The following is a 14,138-nucleotide window of genomic DNA, read 5'->3' as shown; positions in this document are numbered from 1 at the left end:
TCACGCCGGGCGCCGCTGCCACAGGCCCTCCAGCGTGAACAGTACGAGCGCCGACCAGATCAGCGCAAAGCCGGCCAGCCGCGCCGGCTGCACCGACTCGCCCAGCAGCCCCACCCCGAGGAGGAATTGCAGGCTGGGCGAGATGTATTGCAGCAGCCCCAGCGTCGCCAGCGGCACGCGGCGTGCGCCGGCGGCAAACAGGAGCAGCGGCACGGCGGTGATGGGCCCGGCCGCCAGCAGCCACAGCCAGTCGGCGGCGCCGGCGTGCGTCCACGCTGCCGTGCCCCGCGCGGCCCACCAGGCGAGCAGGCCCAGCGCCAGCGGGGCCAGCAGCACCGTCTCCAGCGCCAAGCCTTCGAGCGCGCCCAGCGGCGCCGTCTTGCGCAGCAGGCCGTAGCCGCCGAAGGTCAGCGCGATCGCCAGCCCGATCCAGGGCATGCGTCCGGCCTGCAGCGCCAGCCACAGCACGCCGCACGCGGCCAGCACCACGGCCGCCCACTGCCCGCGGCGCGGGCGCTCGCCCAGCACGGCATAGCCCAGGGCCACGTTGATGAGCGGCAGGATGAAGTAGCCCAGGCTGGCGTCGAGCACATGGCCGTTGTTCACCGCCCAGACGTAGATCAGCCAGTTGGCCGACAGCAGCAGCGCCGACAGCGCCGAAACAGCCACCAGCCGCGGCTGGCGCAGCAGCGGCGCCAGCCACGCCCACTGCCGGCGCACGAACAGCACCAGGGCGACGAAGACCAGCGACCACAGCGTGCGGTGGGCGATCACCTCCAGCGCCGAGACCTGCGCGAGCTGGCGAAAGTACAGCGGGAACAGGCCCCAGGCGGTGTAGGCGGCGGTGGCGTAGGCGATGCCGGGATGCATGGGAAAGGAGTGTCGGGGCGCAGGGGCCAGGCGGGAGGGCGTCGATTGTGCGCGCAGCACCCGCCCCTGCGCCCGGCCCTGGATAATGCCCTTCGCTCCTCCACTTGCCCGCCCCGGCCCCGGGGCAGTTCGCCATGGACTTCATCGACATCCTGCCGCTCGACCCGCCCTCGGGGTGCCCGGGCTGCTCCTCATCACAAAAACTCACCTTCTCCTTCGACTTCGCCTACCAGGCCATCGTGGACACGCAGGCGCGCAGCGTCTGGGCGCACGAGGCGCTGGTGCGCGGCGTGGAAGGCCAGGGCGCGGGCTGGGTGCTGGAGCAGGTCAATGAGGACAACCGCTACCGCTTCGACCAGGCCTGCCGCGTCAAGGCCATCGAGACGGCGGCGGTGCTGGGCATGGAAACCCGGCTGTCGATCAACTTCCTGCCCAACGCCGTCTATCAGCCGGAGTTGTGCCTGCGCACCACGCTGGCCGCGGCGCGGCGGCACGACTTTCCCCTCGAGCGCATCATCTTCGAGGTGACCGAGGGGGATCGGGTCGAGGACGGCCCCTGGCTGGCCAGCATCCTGCGCGAGTACCAGCGCACGGGCCTCCTCACCGCCATCGACGACTTTGGCGCGGGCTACGCCGGGCTGACGCTGCTGGCGGACTTCCAGCCCGACATCGTCAAGCTGGACATGGCGCTGGTGCGCAACGTGGATGCCAGCCGCTCGCGCCAAGTGATCACGCGCCACCTGCTGCGCATGTGCCAGGAGCTGGGCATCACCGTCATCGCCGAGGGCATCGAGACCGCTGGTGAGCGCGACTTCTTCAGCCACGAGGGCGTGGCGCTGATGCAGGGCTATTTCTTCGCGCGCCCGGCGTTCCGGGCGGTGACGGGGACGGACGGGCTGCCGCTGTGACGGCAGCCGGGCGGTGTCAGACGTTGAACAGGAAGTTCATCACGTCGCCATCCTTGACCACGTAGTCCTTGCCCTCGGCGCGCATCTTGCCCGCGTCCTTGGCGCCCTGCTCGCCCTTGAACTGCAGGAAGTCGTCGAACGCGATGGTCTGCGCGCGGATGAAGCCGCGCTCGAAGTCGCCGTGGATGACGCCGGCGGCCTGCGGGGCAGTGTCGCCCTTGCGAACCGTCCAGGCGCGCACTTCCTTGACCCCGGCGGTGAAGTAGGTCTGCAGGCCAAGCAGGTCGTAGCCGGCGCGGATCAGGCGGTTCAGGCCGGGCTCCTCCAGGCCCATCTCGGCCAGGAACATGGCGCGGTCCTCGTCCTCCATCTCGGCCATCTCGGCTTCGATCTTGGCGCAGATGGCCACCACGGGGGCTCCTTGCGCCGCGGCGTAACTTTTCAGCTTGTCCAGCAGCGGGTTGTTCTCGAAACCGTCCTCGGCCACGTTGCCGACGAACATGGCCGGCTTGGCGGTGATCAGGCAGAACTGCTTCAAGAGCGGCGCGTCCTCTTTCGAGACCTCCACCGTGCGCGCCGGCTTGCCCTCATCGAGCGCGGCCTGGATGGGGGTGAGCAGCTGCACCAGCTTGGCCGCCTCCTTGTCGTTGCCGCTCTTGGCGGCCTTGCTGTAGCGGTTCAGGGCTTTTTCGACGGTGGCCAGATCGGCCAGGCACAGCTCGGTCTGGATGACCTCGATGTCGGCGATCGGATCGACCCGGCCGGCGACGTGGACCACGTTCTCGTCCTCGAAACAGCGCACCACGTTGACAATGGCGTCCGTCTCGCGGATGTGCGCGAGGAACTGGTTGCCCAGGCCTTCGCCCTGGCTGGCGCCCGCGACCAGGCCGGCGATGTCCACGAACTCGACGATGGCCGGCACCATGCGCTCGGGCTTGACGATGTCCGCGAGCTGGGCCAGGCGCGGGTCGGGCACCTCGACCACGCCGGTGTTGGGCTCGATGGTGCAGAAAGGGTAGTTTTCGGCGGCGATACCAGCCTTGGTGAGGGCGTTGAAGAGGGTGGACTTGCCGACGTTGGGCAGGCCCACGATGCCGCATTTCAGGCTCATGACAGGGCTTTCGGGTACTGGAAGGACAAACGCGCGATTCTAGGTCGGCGCGCCGCCCCCGCCTCCAGGCGCTCTGCGGCCCGCTCCTACAATGCCCGCCATGGCGCAGACATTCGACATTTGCATCCGTGGCGCGGGCGTGGTGGGCCGTGCCCTGGCCCTTCTCCTGGCGCGCGAGCGTCTGCGCGTGGCGCTGGTGGCGCCCCCGGCCCAGGGCGGCGGCGCGCCCGACGTGCGGGCCTACGCCCTCAACGCCGCCTCGCGCGCGCTGCTGCAGTCCGTGCGCGGCTGGCCCGACGAGCAGCACGCCACCGCCGTGCTGCGCATGGAGGTGGCGGCCGACCAGGAGGGCGCGGTGCAGTTCGACGCCGCCGAGCAGGGGGGCGAGGCCCTGGCCTGGATCGTCGATGTGCCCGCGCTCGAGGCGCGCCTGCACGACGCGGTGCGCTTTCAGCCGCTGGTCGAGGTGGTGGACGCCCCCGTGCCCGCGCCGCTGACGGTGGTCTGCGAGGGCCGCGCCAGCCGCACCCGGGCGCTGTTCGGCGCCGAATTCGACGTCACGCCCTACGGCCAGACGGCGGTGGCCACGCGGCTGGTCTGCGAGCTGCCGCACCGCCAGGTGGCGCGCCAGTGGTTTGCGCCCGACGGCTCCATCCTGGCCTTTCTGCCGCTGGACGGCCCCGGCGGGAACTCGGTGGCCGTGGTCTGGTCTGTCCCGCATGAACAGGCCCCGCACTGGCTCGATGCCGACGAAGACAGTTTCACCCTCGCGCTGATCGAGGCCAGCCGGGGCGCGCTCGGGCAGTTGCGCATGAGCGGGCCGCGCGCCAGCTGGCCGCTGCAGCAGGCACGCGCGCGCCACTGGTGCGGCCGCATGCCGGACGGCCCGGGCACCTGGGTGCTGGCGGGCGACGCCGCCCACAACGTGCACCCGCTGGCCGGCCAGGGCCTGAACCTGGGCCTGGGCGACGCCCAGGCGCTGGCGCGGGTGCTGCGCACGCGCCAGGGCTGGCGGCCGCTGTCGGACCTGCGCCCGCTGCGCCGCTACGAGCGCGAGCGCAAGGCCGAGTTGCTGCCGGCGGGCCTGGTCATGGACGGGCTGCAGCAACTCTTTGCCCGGCAAGAGACGGCGTTTGCCGCGCTGCGCAACTGGGGCATGAGCAGCTTCGCGCGCAGCGGCCCGCTCAAGACCTGGGTGGCGCGCCGCGCCATGGGCCTGGACAGTGCGCGCCGCGCCTGAAAGAAAGCCCACCCGACCGATGGACACGACCCGACTGCACACACCATGAAACTCCTCCCCACCCTGCTCGCCGCGGCAACGCTGGCCTTGACCGCCACCGGCGCCCTGGCCCAGGACGCCGCCATCCGCAAGACGCTGGCCGAGCGCATCCCGCAGCTGTCGCAGATCGACGAGGTGCGCTCCACGCCCATGAAGGGGCTGTACGAGGTGCGCATCGGCACCGACCTGTTCTACACCGACGCCACGGGCAACTACCTGATCCAGGGGGAGCTGATCGACACGCGTGCGCGCCGCAACCTGACCGAGGACCGCATCACCAAGCTGACCGCCGTGGACTTCAAGGCCCTGCCGCTGCAGGACGCCTTCACCCTCGTGCGCGGCAAGGGCGAGCGCAAGCTGGCGGTGTTCGAGGACCCCAACTGCGGCTACTGCAAGCGCTTCGAAAAAGACATGCAGAACGTGGACAACGTGACCATGTATGTCTTTCTCTACCCCATCCTGAGCCCCGACTCGGCCGAGAAGTCGCGCAACATCTGGTGCGCCAAGGACCGCGGCGCCGCCTGGGAGGACTGGATGCTGCGCGACAAGATGCCCGTCGCCGCCAGCTGCGACACGGCCGCGCTGCAGCGCAACCTGGCGTTCGGGCGCAAGCACAAGATCACCGGCACGCCCACGCTGATCTTCCCGGACGGCACGCGCGTGCCCGGCGCGATCGCGGCCCAGGACGTGGACAAGCGCCTGAACGAGGCCGCTGCGGCCCAGTGAGCCCCGGGGCGCCCGGGCCAGGAGCTGCCGGGAGCCGCCGGGACCCTCCCAAAAATTCTGGCGAAATACACCTCCAGCCCTTGCCCTGCAAGGGCTTGCAGCTATTTTTATAATAGCTAATCCTCGTTTGGAGTGAGCGGCCCATGCCCCCCTGCGCCCTGCCCCCGCCCGCCGTGCACTACCGCGTCGACCCGTCGGCGCTGCACCAGCGCCTGTACCGCATCACCCTGACCGTTGCCCAGCCGGCCGCGCAGCAGGAGCTGTCGCTGCCGGTGTGGATTCCGGGCAGCTACCTGGTGCGCGAGTTCTCCAAGAACCTGCAGGCGCTGCGCGCCCGCCAGGATGGGCGCCCGGTGGCGCTGCAGCAGCTGGACAAGCACCGCTGGCGCGCCGCCTGCGACCCGGCGCGCGCGCTCACCGTGGAGTACGAGGCCGCCGCCTGCGACACTTCGGTACGCACCGCCTGGCTGGATGGGGTGCGCGGCTTCTTCAACGGCACCAGCCTGTGCCTGTGCGTGCATGGCCAGGAGGGAGCGCCCCACGCGATCGACATTCTGCGCCCGGCCGCGCGGCCCCGCTGGCAGCTGGCCACGGGCCTGGCGGCCGAGCGGACGGACGAGGCCGGTTTTGGCAGCTACCGGGCGCGCGACTACGACGAGCTGGTGGACTGCCCCGTGGAGATAGGCGAATTCTGGAGCGCCGATTTCAGCGCCGCCGGCGTGCCCCACCGCCTGGTGGTGGCGGGCGCCGCGCCCTCGTTCGACGGCCAGCGCCTGCTGCGCGACGTGCAGCGGCTGTGCGAGACGGTGGCGGGCCTGTGGCATGCACAGGGCGAGGCGCCGCCGTTCAAGCGCTACGTCTTCCTGCTGAACGTGCTGCACGAGGGCTATGGCGGACTAGAGCATCGCAACTCCACCGCCCTGCTGTGCAACCGGCGCGACCTGCCGCGCCAGGGCGAGGCGCAACCGGCCGAGTCCTACCAGAACCTGCTGGGGCTGTTCTCGCACGAATATTTTCACGCCTGGTGCGTCAAGCGCCTGCGCCCGGCGGAGTTTGCGCGCTACGACTACGCGCGCGAGAACTACACGCAGCTGCTGTGGTTCTTCGAGGGCTTCACCAGCTACTACGACGACCTGCTGCTGCGCCGCGCCGGCCTGCTCGACCACGGCAGCTACCTGCGCGTGCTGACCAAAACCATCAACCAGGTGCTGCAGACGCCGGGCCGGCGCGTGCAGTCCGTGGCCGAGGCGAGCTTTGACGCCTGGGTCAAGTTCTACCGCCCGGACGAGAACACGCCCAACAGCACGGTCAGCTACTACAGCAAGGGGGCGCTGGTCGCCCTGTGCCTGGACCTGGCCCTGCGCCAACACGGCCGCGCCACGCTGGACGACGTGCTGCGTGCGCTGTGGCGGCGCACCGGCGGCGGGCCCATGACCGAGGCCGATCTGCTGGCCGAGCTGCAGGCCCTGTCCGGGCGCGACTGGGCGGCCGAGCTGGCCGCCTGGGTGCACGGCACGGACGAGCTGCCGCTTGCCGAACTGCTGGCCGCGCACGGCATCGCCTGCCGCGCCCAGCCCGCGCCGCTGGCCCAGCGGCTGGGTCTGCGCGTGGCCGAGGGCGCGGCGGGCGTGCAGGTCAAGGTGGTGCTTGGCGGCGGCGCGGCCGAGCAGGCGGGCTTTGCCGCCGGGGACGAGTGGCTGGCAATCGAAACCCCCGAGGGCGGCGCCTGGCGCGTGCTGCAGCTCGACGATGTGCCGCTCTACGCCGGCGCGGACGAGCAGGTCACGGCCCTGGTCGCGCGCGACCGGCGCCTGCTGCGCCTGCCCCTGGCCCTGCCCGGCAGCGGCGCGGGCACCGATGCGGTGCGCCTGGAGGTCGAGGATGCCGCGCTGGCGGCACGCTGGCTCGGCCCGGCCGCGGCGCCGGACACTTCCGACCGGGCGGTATAGTTGCCCGCTTCGGCTTTCCCTTCCCCTCACCCCTACGAACAACGGAGATACACGTGGCCTACGAATGCATCGAAGTCCGCACCGAAGCGGACCAGGTCGGCGTCATCCAGCTTGCCCGCCCCAAGCAGCTCAACGCACTCAACGACCAGCTCATGGACGAGCTTGGCGCGGCGCTCAAGGCCTTCGATGCCGACGAGAAGATCGGCTGCATCATCATCACGGGCAGCGAAAAGGCGTTTGCCGCCGGCGCCGACATCGGCGCCATGGCCAAGTACAGCTTCGCCGACGCCTACAAGGGCGACTACATCACGCGCAACTGGGAGCAGATCCGCGCGATCCGCAAGCCCGTGATCGCCGCCGTGAGCGGCTACGCCCTGGGCGGCGGCTGCGAGCTGGCCATGATGTGTGACTTCATCATCGCCGCCGACAACGCCAAGTTCGGCCAGCCCGAGATCAAGCTGGGCGTGATCCCCGGCGCCGGCGGCACGCAACGCCTGCCGCGCGCCATCGGCAAGTCCAAGGCCATGGACATGGCGCTCACGGCTCGCATGATGGACGCGGCCGAGGCCGAACGCTCGGGCCTGGTCAGCCGCGTGGTGCCGCTGGAGAAATTGATGGAAGAGGCCCTGGCTGCTGCGATCGTGATCGCCGGCTTCTCCCAGGTCGCCGTCATGGCCGCCAAGGAGACGGTGAACCGCGCCTTCGAGGGCTCCCTGAGCGACGGCCTGATGTTCGAGCGCCGCCTGTTCCACGCGCTGTTTGCCACGCAGGACCAGAAGGAAGGCATGGACGCCTTCGTGAACAAGCGTCAGGCGAACTTCACGCACCAATGATTGCCTTGCGCCGCGAATTTTTGTTCTATAATTTGCGGCTTCGGTGGTATAGCTCAGTTGGTTAGAGCGCAGCATTCATAATGCTGATGTCCCAGGTTCAAGTCCCGGTACCACCACCACACACGCAAAGGCCTGGATGATCCATCCAGGCCTTTTTCGTTGGTGCGGGCTGGCATGGCCAGCGACCAATGGCAGGCGGGCGCCCGGCGGCGCCCACCCGCCCCTGTCAGAAGGCTTCCCAGTCGTCCTCGCCCGCCTTGGCCAGCGCGGGCTGGGCCGGGGCCGGGGCGTGCGCTGCCACCCGTGGTGCGGCGGGCCGCTGCACGGCCGCAGCAGGGGCGGCCGGCCGCGGCCGCGCGGTGGCAGGGGCCGCCGCGGCCCGGGGCGCCGGGCGTTGAGGCGGTGGCACCGGGCGCGTCAGCGACCCATGGCCCTGCTCCAGCTGGAACACGCCCACGGCCTGCACCAGATCCTGCGCCTGCAGGTTCAGGCTCGACGCGGCAGCAGCCATCTCCTCGACCAGCGCGGCATTCTGCTGCGTGACCTGGTCCATCTGCTGCACCGCCTCGCCCACCTGCAGCACGCCCTGGCTCTGCTCGCTGCTGGCGGCGCTGATCTCGCCCATGATGTCGGTGACTCGGCGGATGCTGGTGACCACCTCGTCCATGGTGTTGCCGGCGCGGTCCACCAGCTGCGTGCCCTGCTCGACGCGTTGCACGCTGTCGGTGATGAGCTGCTTGATCTCCTTGGCGGCCTCGGCGCTGCGCTGCGCCAGCGTGCGCACCTCGCCCGCCACCACGGCAAAGCCCCGGCCCTGCTCGCCGGCGCGCGCGGCCTCCACGGCGGCGTTCAGCGCCAGGATGTTGGTCTGGAAAGCGATCGAATCGATGACCTGGATGATGTCGGCGATCCGGTTGCTCGCCTCGTTGATGCCGCGCATGGTGTCCACGACCTGCGCCACCACCTCGCCGCCCTGCACCGCCACGGTGCTGGCACTTTGCGCGAGCTGGTTGGCCTGGCGCGCGCTGTCGGCATTCTGGCGCACGGTGGAGCCCAGCTCTTCCATCGAGGCGGCTGTCTCCTCCAGCGAGCTGGCCTGGCTTTCCGTGCGGCCCGACAGATCCTGGTTGCCCTGGGCGATCTGCGTGCTGGCGGCGGCCACCGACTCCGAGCCCTGGCGCACCCTTGCCACGACCTGTGCCAGGCTGTCGCGCATGGCGCGCATGGCGGCCAACAGGCTGGCGCTGTCACCGTCACGCAGCTGCACCTGCACGGCCAGGTTGCCGGCGGCGATCTCGCGCGCCACGCTGGCGGCGTATTCAGGCTCCCCGCCCAGCTGGCGCGTGATGGAGCGAGTGAGCAGCCAGGCGATGGCGATGCCCGCCACGGCCGCCAGCGCGGCCAGGCCAGCCATCATCACGGTGGTCGTGTTGGCAAGCGCCTGCACCTCGCCGGCCGTGGCTTGCATGGCGCTCTTCTGCGCTGCGATCAACTCGCCCAGCGCCGCGAAATAGGCGGCCTGGACCGGTCGGTTCTCGCGCAGCAGCACCTCGGCCGCCATCACGCCCTGGCCGACCAGCGCCAGATCCATCGCCTTGTCGGTGGTGTCGTTGTAGGAGGCGCGCAGCTGGGCGATTTTTTCCAAAATCTGCCGGTTCGCCGGGTCCTCGATGCTGTCGTTCAGCTGCTTGAGCAGCACATTGTTGCTGGCGCGGGCCTCGTCGATGCGCTGCTTTTCCTTCTCGCGCTGGTCAGGTTCATCGAGCAGCGCCAGGTTGCGCGAGGCGCGTGCCACCACGTTCAGGTTGTCTTGCATCTGGTTGAGCTGCTCGACCTTGGCCATGCGGTCCTCGACCAGCACAGTGGTGCTGCGCTGCACGCGCTGCAGCTGCAGGCTGCCCAGCAGCGCCGCCGCCACCCCGGCAAGGATGACCAGGGCAAAGCCCAGCCCCAGCCGGGTGGCGACGTTCATACGGGAGAGATTCATGGGTTTCACGGAACGAAGATGCTGGAAAATCAGCATTTTGTAGTCTTTCGCAACACCACGTTGCGAACCTCGCATTTCCCCCGGCGTTGTCCCGGACTGCCGCGCCAGCGCATGGCCTTCGGGCTTTGGGCACAATCGCTGCCCTTTGCCCCCGACCCCAGCCCCTGGATACACACCATGCAACGCTGCGAATCCCCCGCCACTTCCCCCGGCAACGAGCACGCTCCGACGCCCGGCTCGCCCGCCCGCAAGGTCTTCATCAAGACTTTTGGCTGCCAGATGAACGAGTACGACTCGGACAAGATGGCCGACGTGATGCAGGCCGCCCAGGGCTACGAGCCCACGGACAACCCCGACGAGGCCGACCTGATCTTGTTCAACACCTGCTCGGTGCGCGAGAAGGCGCAGGAGAAGGTGTTTTCCGACCTCGGCCGCGTCAAGCATCTCAAAGAGCGCGGCGTGCTGATCGGCGTGGGCGGCTGCGTGGCCAGCCAGGAGGGCGAGGAGATCATCCGCCGCGCGCCCTTCGTGGACGTGGTGTTCGGCCCGCAGACGCTGCACCGCCTGCCCGAGCTGCTGGATGCGCGCCAGCGCCAGCGCCGCCCGCAGGTGGACATCAGTTTTCCCGAAATCGAAAAATTCGACCACCTGCCGCCGGCACGCGTCGAGGGCGCATCGGCCTTCGTCTCCATCATGGAAGGCTGCTCCAAGTACTGCAGCTACTGTGTCGTGCCCTACACGCGCGGCGAGGAAGTGAGCCGCCCGTTCGAGGACGTGCTGGTCGAAGTCGCAGGCCTTGCCGACCAGGGCGTGCGCGAGGTGACGCTCCTGGGCCAGAACGTCAACGCGTACCTGGGCGCCATGGGCGGGACGGCGGAAAAGGCCGACTTCGCCCTGCTGCTGGAATACGTGGCCGAGATCCCCGGCATCGAGCGCATTCGCTACACGACCAGCCATCCGAACGAATTCACGCCGCGCCTGATCGACGCCTACGCGCGCATCCCGAAGCTGGTGAGCCACCTGCACCTGCCCGTGCAGCATGGCTCGGACCGCATCCTGATGGCCATGAAGCGCGGCTACACGGCCATGGAATACAAGAGCACGGTGCGCAAGCTGCGCGCCATCCGTCCCGACATGGCGATGAGCAGCGACTTCATCGTCGGCTTTCCGGGCGAGACGGACGAGGACTTCCGCAAGATGATGAAGCTGATCGACGACGTGCGCTTCGACAACAGTTTCAGCTTCATCTTCAGCCCGCGCCCGGGCACGCCGGCGGCCAATCTGCACGATGACACGCCGCATGAGGTCAAGCTCGCCCGGCTGCAGGAGTTGCAGGCCGTCATCAACCGCAACATTGCCGAGATCAGTGCCGAGCGGGTGGGCACGGTGCAGCGCGTGCTGGTCGAGGGAGCGTCCAGGCGCGACGCCAGCGAGCTGATGGGGCGCACCGAGTGCAACCGGGTGGTCAACTTTGCCGGCAGCGCCGACCTGACCGGGCAGATGCTCGACGTGCGCATCACCGAGGCGCGCACCTACACGCTGCGCGGCGAGGTGCTGGGAGGCTGAGTTTCGACTCCCCTTTTTATACCTTGAAACCCTTGTCACTCAAGGGCTTGCAACGAAAAACAGCCCTGTCTCTGCCCTGACGCGAACCGGTCAAGCCGGGGGCACGTCGATGTAAATGTCGTCCAGCGTCAGCGGCATGTCCAGGCAGTCGATGGGAAGGCTGCCGCTTTCGTAGTGCTCGACGCGCCAGCCATTGGCGCGGCGGTACAGCTCCACATGGCGACGCTCCTGCTCGACCAGCAGGTAGGCCTGCAGGCTGGGCAGGCTCTGGTAGGCCAGCAGTTTTTCGCGCCGGTCGATGCGCGCGGTGGAGGGCGACAGGACTTCGACGATCAGGCAGGGAGCGCGGCGGAAGTTTCGGTCGCGGTCCTGTGGATCGCAGGACAGGAGCAGATCGGGGTAATAAAAAAGGGTCTGGCCACCGAGCTCCAGCCGCAATTTCATGTCCGAGGTGAAGAGCTGGCAGCCCTTGCGCCGCGCTCCAGGCGTCAGCGCGAAAGCCAAGGCGTTCAGGATCAGGCCATGCAGATCGCTCGCCCCGGTCATGGCGAAGACCTGCCCGTCGATGTACTCGTGACGCACTTCGCTGTGCTGCTCGCCGTCCAGGTATTCCTGTTCGGTGATGAAATGGTTGCTCGCGGCCTGGGCGGTCATGGTCTGTGCTCCTTGAGAGGCGCCCGGAAGGGCTCGATCAGAACGGCAGGCCGGGCATGCCCTTCATGCCCTTGAGCCCCTTCATGCCACCCATTTTTTTCATCATCTTCATCAGGCCGCCGCCCTTCATCTTCTTCATCATGCCCTGCATCTGCTCGAATTCCTTGAGCAGGCGGTTGACTTCCTGCACCTGCACGCCGGCGCCATCGGCGATGCGCTTCTTGCGCGTGGCCTTGATGAGTTCGGGCTTGCGGCGCTCTTGCGCCGTCATGCTGCAGATGATGCCTTCCTTCCTGCGGATGTCGCGCTCGGCACGATCCATGTCCACCTGACCGGCCTTGGCAGTCAGCTCGCTCGGCAGCTTGTCCATGAGGCTCGACAGGCCGCCCATCTGCTTCATCTGCTGCAGCTGGCCCAGGAAGTCGTTCAGGTCGAAGCCGTCGCCGCTTTTCACCTTGGCGGCAAGCTTTTGCGCCGCCTCCATGTCCACGCCGGCCGAGACCTGCTCGACCAGCGCGACGATGTCGCCCATGCCCAGGATGCGCCCGGCGTGGCGCTCGGCGTCGAACACCTCCAGGCCATCGATCTTCTCGGACACGCCGGCGAACTTGATCGGCGCGCCGGTGACCTGGCGCACCGACAGCGCCGCGCCGCCGCGCGAGTCGCCGTCGAGCTTGGTCAAAACGATGCCGGTGAGTGGCAGCGCCTCCTTGAAGGCGCGCGCGGTGTTCACCGCGTCCTGGCCCTGCATGGCATCGACCACGAACAGCGTCTCGACCGGCTTCAGGACGGCGTGCAGGTCCTGGATTTCCTGCATCAGCACTTCATCGATGGCCAGGCGGCCCGCCGTGTCCACCAGCAGCACGTCGAAGTAATGCCGCCGGGCGTGGTCGAGGGCCGCCACTGCAATGTCGCGGGGCTTCTGATCAGGCGTGCTGGCGAACCACTCGGCGCCGGCCTGCTTGGTCACGGTCCTGAGCTGCTCGATGGCGGCCGGCCGGTACACGTCGCCCGACACGGTGAGCACCTTTTTCTTGCGTTTTTCGATCAGGTGCTTGGCCAGCTTGGCGGTAGTCGTGGTCTTGCCCGCGCCCTGCAGGCCGGCCATCAGGATAACGGCGGGCGGCTGCGCGGCCAGGTTCAGGTCGGCCACGCCGTCGCCCATGGTGGCGGCGAGCTCGCGGTTGACGATGCCCACCAGCGCCTGGCCGGGCTTGAGGCTGCCCAGCACCTCCTGGCCGAGCGCTTTTTCCTTGACACGGGCGATGAAGTCGCGCACGACGGGCAGGGCCACGTCGGCTTCGAGCAATGCCATGCGCACCTCGCGCAGCATGTCCTGCACGTTGGACTCGGTGATGCGGGCCTGGCCGCGCATCTCCTTGACGAGACGAGTGAGTTTTTCGGTCAGGGCGGAGGCCATGGCTGCGTGCTCCGTAGCTAAACTGCGAACCCATGATTTTACCCAGCGCATCCTCGGGCACCTGGCTCCTGGCCATTGCCGCGGCAGCAGGCTACGCGCTCGCCGCGGTGGTCGTCGCCCGCGCGGGCAGCGAGCGCAGCAGCCTGTGGCCCATGGCGCCGGCCTGGGCGCTGCACGCGGCAGCGCTGGCCTGGGGGCTGCTCGGGCGCCAGCCGCACTTCGGCTTCGCCCCGGCGTTGTCCATGACGGCCTGGCTGGTGCTGACCATCTACGCCGTGGAACACCAGTTGTTTCCGCAGCTGCGCACGCGCTGGGCGCTGTGCGCGCTGGGCGGTGCGACGGCGCTGCTGGCGGCCTTCTTCCCCGGGCGGGCGCTGCACGTCTCGGCCTCGCCCTGGCTGGCACTGCACCTGACGCTGGGCATCGCCTGCTATGGCCTCTTCTCTGCCGCCGTGGTGCACGCCTGGCTGATGGGCCGCGCCGAGCGGCAGATGCGCCAGGCCAGCGACCTGTCCAGCAGCCTGCCGCTGCTCACCCTGGAGCGCCTCACCTTCCGCTTCGTCACGGCCGGCTTCGTGCTGCTGACGGCCACGCTGCTGGTGGGCTGGTTCTTCAGCGAGGAGCTCTACGGCCGTGCCTGGCTGTGGGACCACAAGGCGGTGTTCTCCGTGCTGGCCTGGGCCACCTTCGCGCTGCTGCTGCTGGGCCGGGCGCGCCTGGGCTGGCGCGGACGGCGGGCGGCGCGCGTGCTCTACGCGGGTGCGGCGCTGCTGCTGCTGGCCTATGCCGGCTCGCGCTTCGTCATGGAGGTGGTGCTCGGGCGCGCCGCTTGATG

Annotated in this window: 12 protein-coding genes and 1 tRNA gene; 8 read left to right on the top strand and 5 right to left on the bottom strand. The window is 69.1% G+C overall.

The genetic code is table 11. The features are described 5' to 3' along the window. Complete coding sequence (rarD, locus tag RT051_RS00380; RefSeq protein WP_313069755.1) at nucleotides 1–870, bottom strand: EamA family transporter RarD; 870 nt, start codon at nucleotides 868–870, stop codon at nucleotides 1–3. 134 nt (nucleotides 871–1,004) lie between these two features. Between rarD and RT051_RS00375 the strand changes: the two genes are divergently transcribed. Next, nucleotides 1,005–1,778: an EAL domain-containing protein gene (locus RT051_RS00375; RefSeq protein ID WP_409520511.1), complete on the top strand. Its 774-nt coding sequence runs from the start codon at nucleotides 1,005–1,007 to the stop codon at nucleotides 1,776–1,778. A 16-nt stretch (nucleotides 1,779–1,794) separates the two neighbouring features. Here the strand turns inward: RT051_RS00375 and ychF are convergent, their stop codons facing one another. Further along, nucleotides 1,795–2,889, bottom strand: a complete 1,095-nt coding sequence (ychF, locus tag RT051_RS00370; protein ID WP_313069750.1) for a redox-regulated ATPase YchF — start codon at nucleotides 2,887–2,889, stop codon at nucleotides 1,795–1,797. Between the two features lie 100 nt (nucleotides 2,890–2,989). On the opposite strand from ychF, the gene RT051_RS00365 reads away from it, so the two are divergent. From RT051_RS00365 to RT051_RS00345, 5 genes are all read left to right on the top strand, one after another. Continuing rightward, entirely contained in the window at nucleotides 2,990–4,129 is a 1,140-nt protein-coding gene (locus RT051_RS00365; protein WP_313069748.1) for an FAD-dependent monooxygenase, read from the top strand. A gap of 45 nt (nucleotides 4,130–4,174) precedes the next feature. Beyond that, a complete protein-coding gene (locus tag RT051_RS00360; RefSeq protein WP_313069745.1) occupies nucleotides 4,175–4,894 on the top strand; it encodes a DsbC family protein in 720 nt (239 codons plus the stop codon). A gap of 143 nt (nucleotides 4,895–5,037) precedes the next feature. After that, nucleotides 5,038–6,843, top strand: coding sequence for a peptidase M61 (locus RT051_RS00355; RefSeq protein ID WP_313069743.1), 1,806 nt, complete (start codon nucleotides 5,038–5,040; stop codon nucleotides 6,841–6,843). A 53-nt stretch (nucleotides 6,844–6,896) separates the two neighbouring features. Further along, nucleotides 6,897–7,676 carry an enoyl-CoA hydratase gene (locus RT051_RS00350; RefSeq protein ID WP_313069741.1) on the top strand — a complete coding sequence of 260 codons (780 nt, stop codon included), beginning with the start codon at nucleotides 6,897–6,899 and terminating at the stop codon, nucleotides 7,674–7,676. A gap of 42 nt (nucleotides 7,677–7,718) precedes the next feature. Continuing rightward, nucleotides 7,719–7,795, top strand: a tRNA-Met gene (locus RT051_RS00345). A gap of 107 nt (nucleotides 7,796–7,902) precedes the next feature. Here the strand turns inward: RT051_RS00345 and RT051_RS00340 are convergent. Further along, the gene (locus tag RT051_RS00340; protein ID WP_313069738.1) at nucleotides 7,903–9,663 is read right to left on the bottom strand and encodes a methyl-accepting chemotaxis protein; all 1,761 of its coding nucleotides are present in this window, start codon (nucleotides 9,661–9,663) and stop codon (nucleotides 7,903–7,905) included. A gap of 279 nt (nucleotides 9,664–9,942) precedes the next feature. On the opposite strand from RT051_RS00340, the gene miaB reads away from it, so the two are divergent. After that, the gene (gene miaB / locus RT051_RS00335) at nucleotides 9,943–11,229 is read left to right on the top strand and encodes a tRNA (N6-isopentenyl adenosine(37)-C2)-methylthiotransferase MiaB (RefSeq protein ID WP_313069877.1); all 1,287 of its coding nucleotides are present in this window, start codon (nucleotides 9,943–9,945) and stop codon (nucleotides 11,227–11,229) included. 90 nt (nucleotides 11,230–11,319) lie between these two features. Here the strand turns inward: miaB and RT051_RS00330 are convergent, their stop codons facing one another. Continuing rightward, nucleotides 11,320–11,883 carry a Uma2 family endonuclease gene (locus tag RT051_RS00330; RefSeq protein ID WP_313069735.1) on the bottom strand — a complete coding sequence of 188 codons (564 nt, stop codon included), beginning with the start codon at nucleotides 11,881–11,883 and terminating at the stop codon, nucleotides 11,320–11,322. A gap of 37 nt (nucleotides 11,884–11,920) precedes the next feature. Continuing rightward, nucleotides 11,921–13,303, bottom strand: a complete 1,383-nt coding sequence (gene ffh / locus RT051_RS00325) for a signal recognition particle protein (RefSeq protein ID WP_313069732.1) — start codon at nucleotides 13,301–13,303, stop codon at nucleotides 11,921–11,923. 32 nt (nucleotides 13,304–13,335) lie between these two features. Between ffh and RT051_RS00320 the strand changes: the two genes are divergently transcribed. Then, nucleotides 13,336–14,136: a cytochrome c biogenesis protein CcsA gene (locus RT051_RS00320; RefSeq protein WP_313069724.1), complete on the top strand. Its 801-nt coding sequence runs from the start codon at nucleotides 13,336–13,338 to the stop codon at nucleotides 14,134–14,136. Nucleotides 14,137–14,138 lie beyond the last annotated feature (2 nt).

The sequence above is a fragment of the Melaminivora sp. genome (assembly GCF_032059615.1).
Classification (GTDB): Bacteria; Pseudomonadota; Gammaproteobacteria; order Burkholderiales; family Burkholderiaceae_C; genus Melaminivora.
The sequence above is the reverse complement of the archived record's forward strand: the minus strand, read 5'-3'. Positions and strand labels throughout refer to the sequence as shown.

What these genes read in the sequence shown, in the direction of transcription:
- ffh (WP_313069732.1), bottom strand. Translation starts at nt 13,303, where the DNA reads ATGGCCTCCGCCCTGACCGAAAAACTCACTCGTCTCGTCAAGGAGATG.
- RT051_RS00320 (WP_313069724.1), top strand. Translation starts at nt 13,336, where the DNA reads ATGATTTTACCCAGCGCATCCTCGGGCACCTGGCTCCTGGCCATTGCC.
- RT051_RS00340 (WP_313069738.1), bottom strand. Translation starts at nt 9,663, where the DNA reads ATGAATCTCTCCCGTATGAACGTCGCCACCCGGCTGGGGCTGGGCTTT.
- RT051_RS00375 (WP_409520511.1), top strand. Translation starts at nt 1,005, where the DNA reads ATGGACTTCATCGACATCCTGCCGCTCGACCCGCCCTCGGGGTGCCCG.
- rarD (WP_313069755.1), bottom strand. Translation starts at nt 870, where the DNA reads ATGCATCCCGGCATCGCCTACGCCACCGCCGCCTACACCGCCTGGGGC.
- RT051_RS00360 (WP_313069745.1), top strand. Translation starts at nt 4,175, where the DNA reads ATGAAACTCCTCCCCACCCTGCTCGCCGCGGCAACGCTGGCCTTGACC.
- RT051_RS00330 (WP_313069735.1), bottom strand. Translation starts at nt 11,883, where the DNA reads ATGACCGCCCAGGCCGCGAGCAACCATTTCATCACCGAACAGGAATAC.
- miaB (WP_313069877.1), top strand. Translation starts at nt 9,943, where the DNA reads ATGAACGAGTACGACTCGGACAAGATGGCCGACGTGATGCAGGCCGCC.
- RT051_RS00365 (WP_313069748.1), top strand. Translation starts at nt 2,990, where the DNA reads ATGGCGCAGACATTCGACATTTGCATCCGTGGCGCGGGCGTGGTGGGC.
- ychF (WP_313069750.1), bottom strand. Translation starts at nt 2,889, where the DNA reads ATGAGCCTGAAATGCGGCATCGTGGGCCTGCCCAACGTCGGCAAGTCC.
- RT051_RS00355 (WP_313069743.1), top strand. Translation starts at nt 5,038, where the DNA reads ATGCCCCCCTGCGCCCTGCCCCCGCCCGCCGTGCACTACCGCGTCGAC.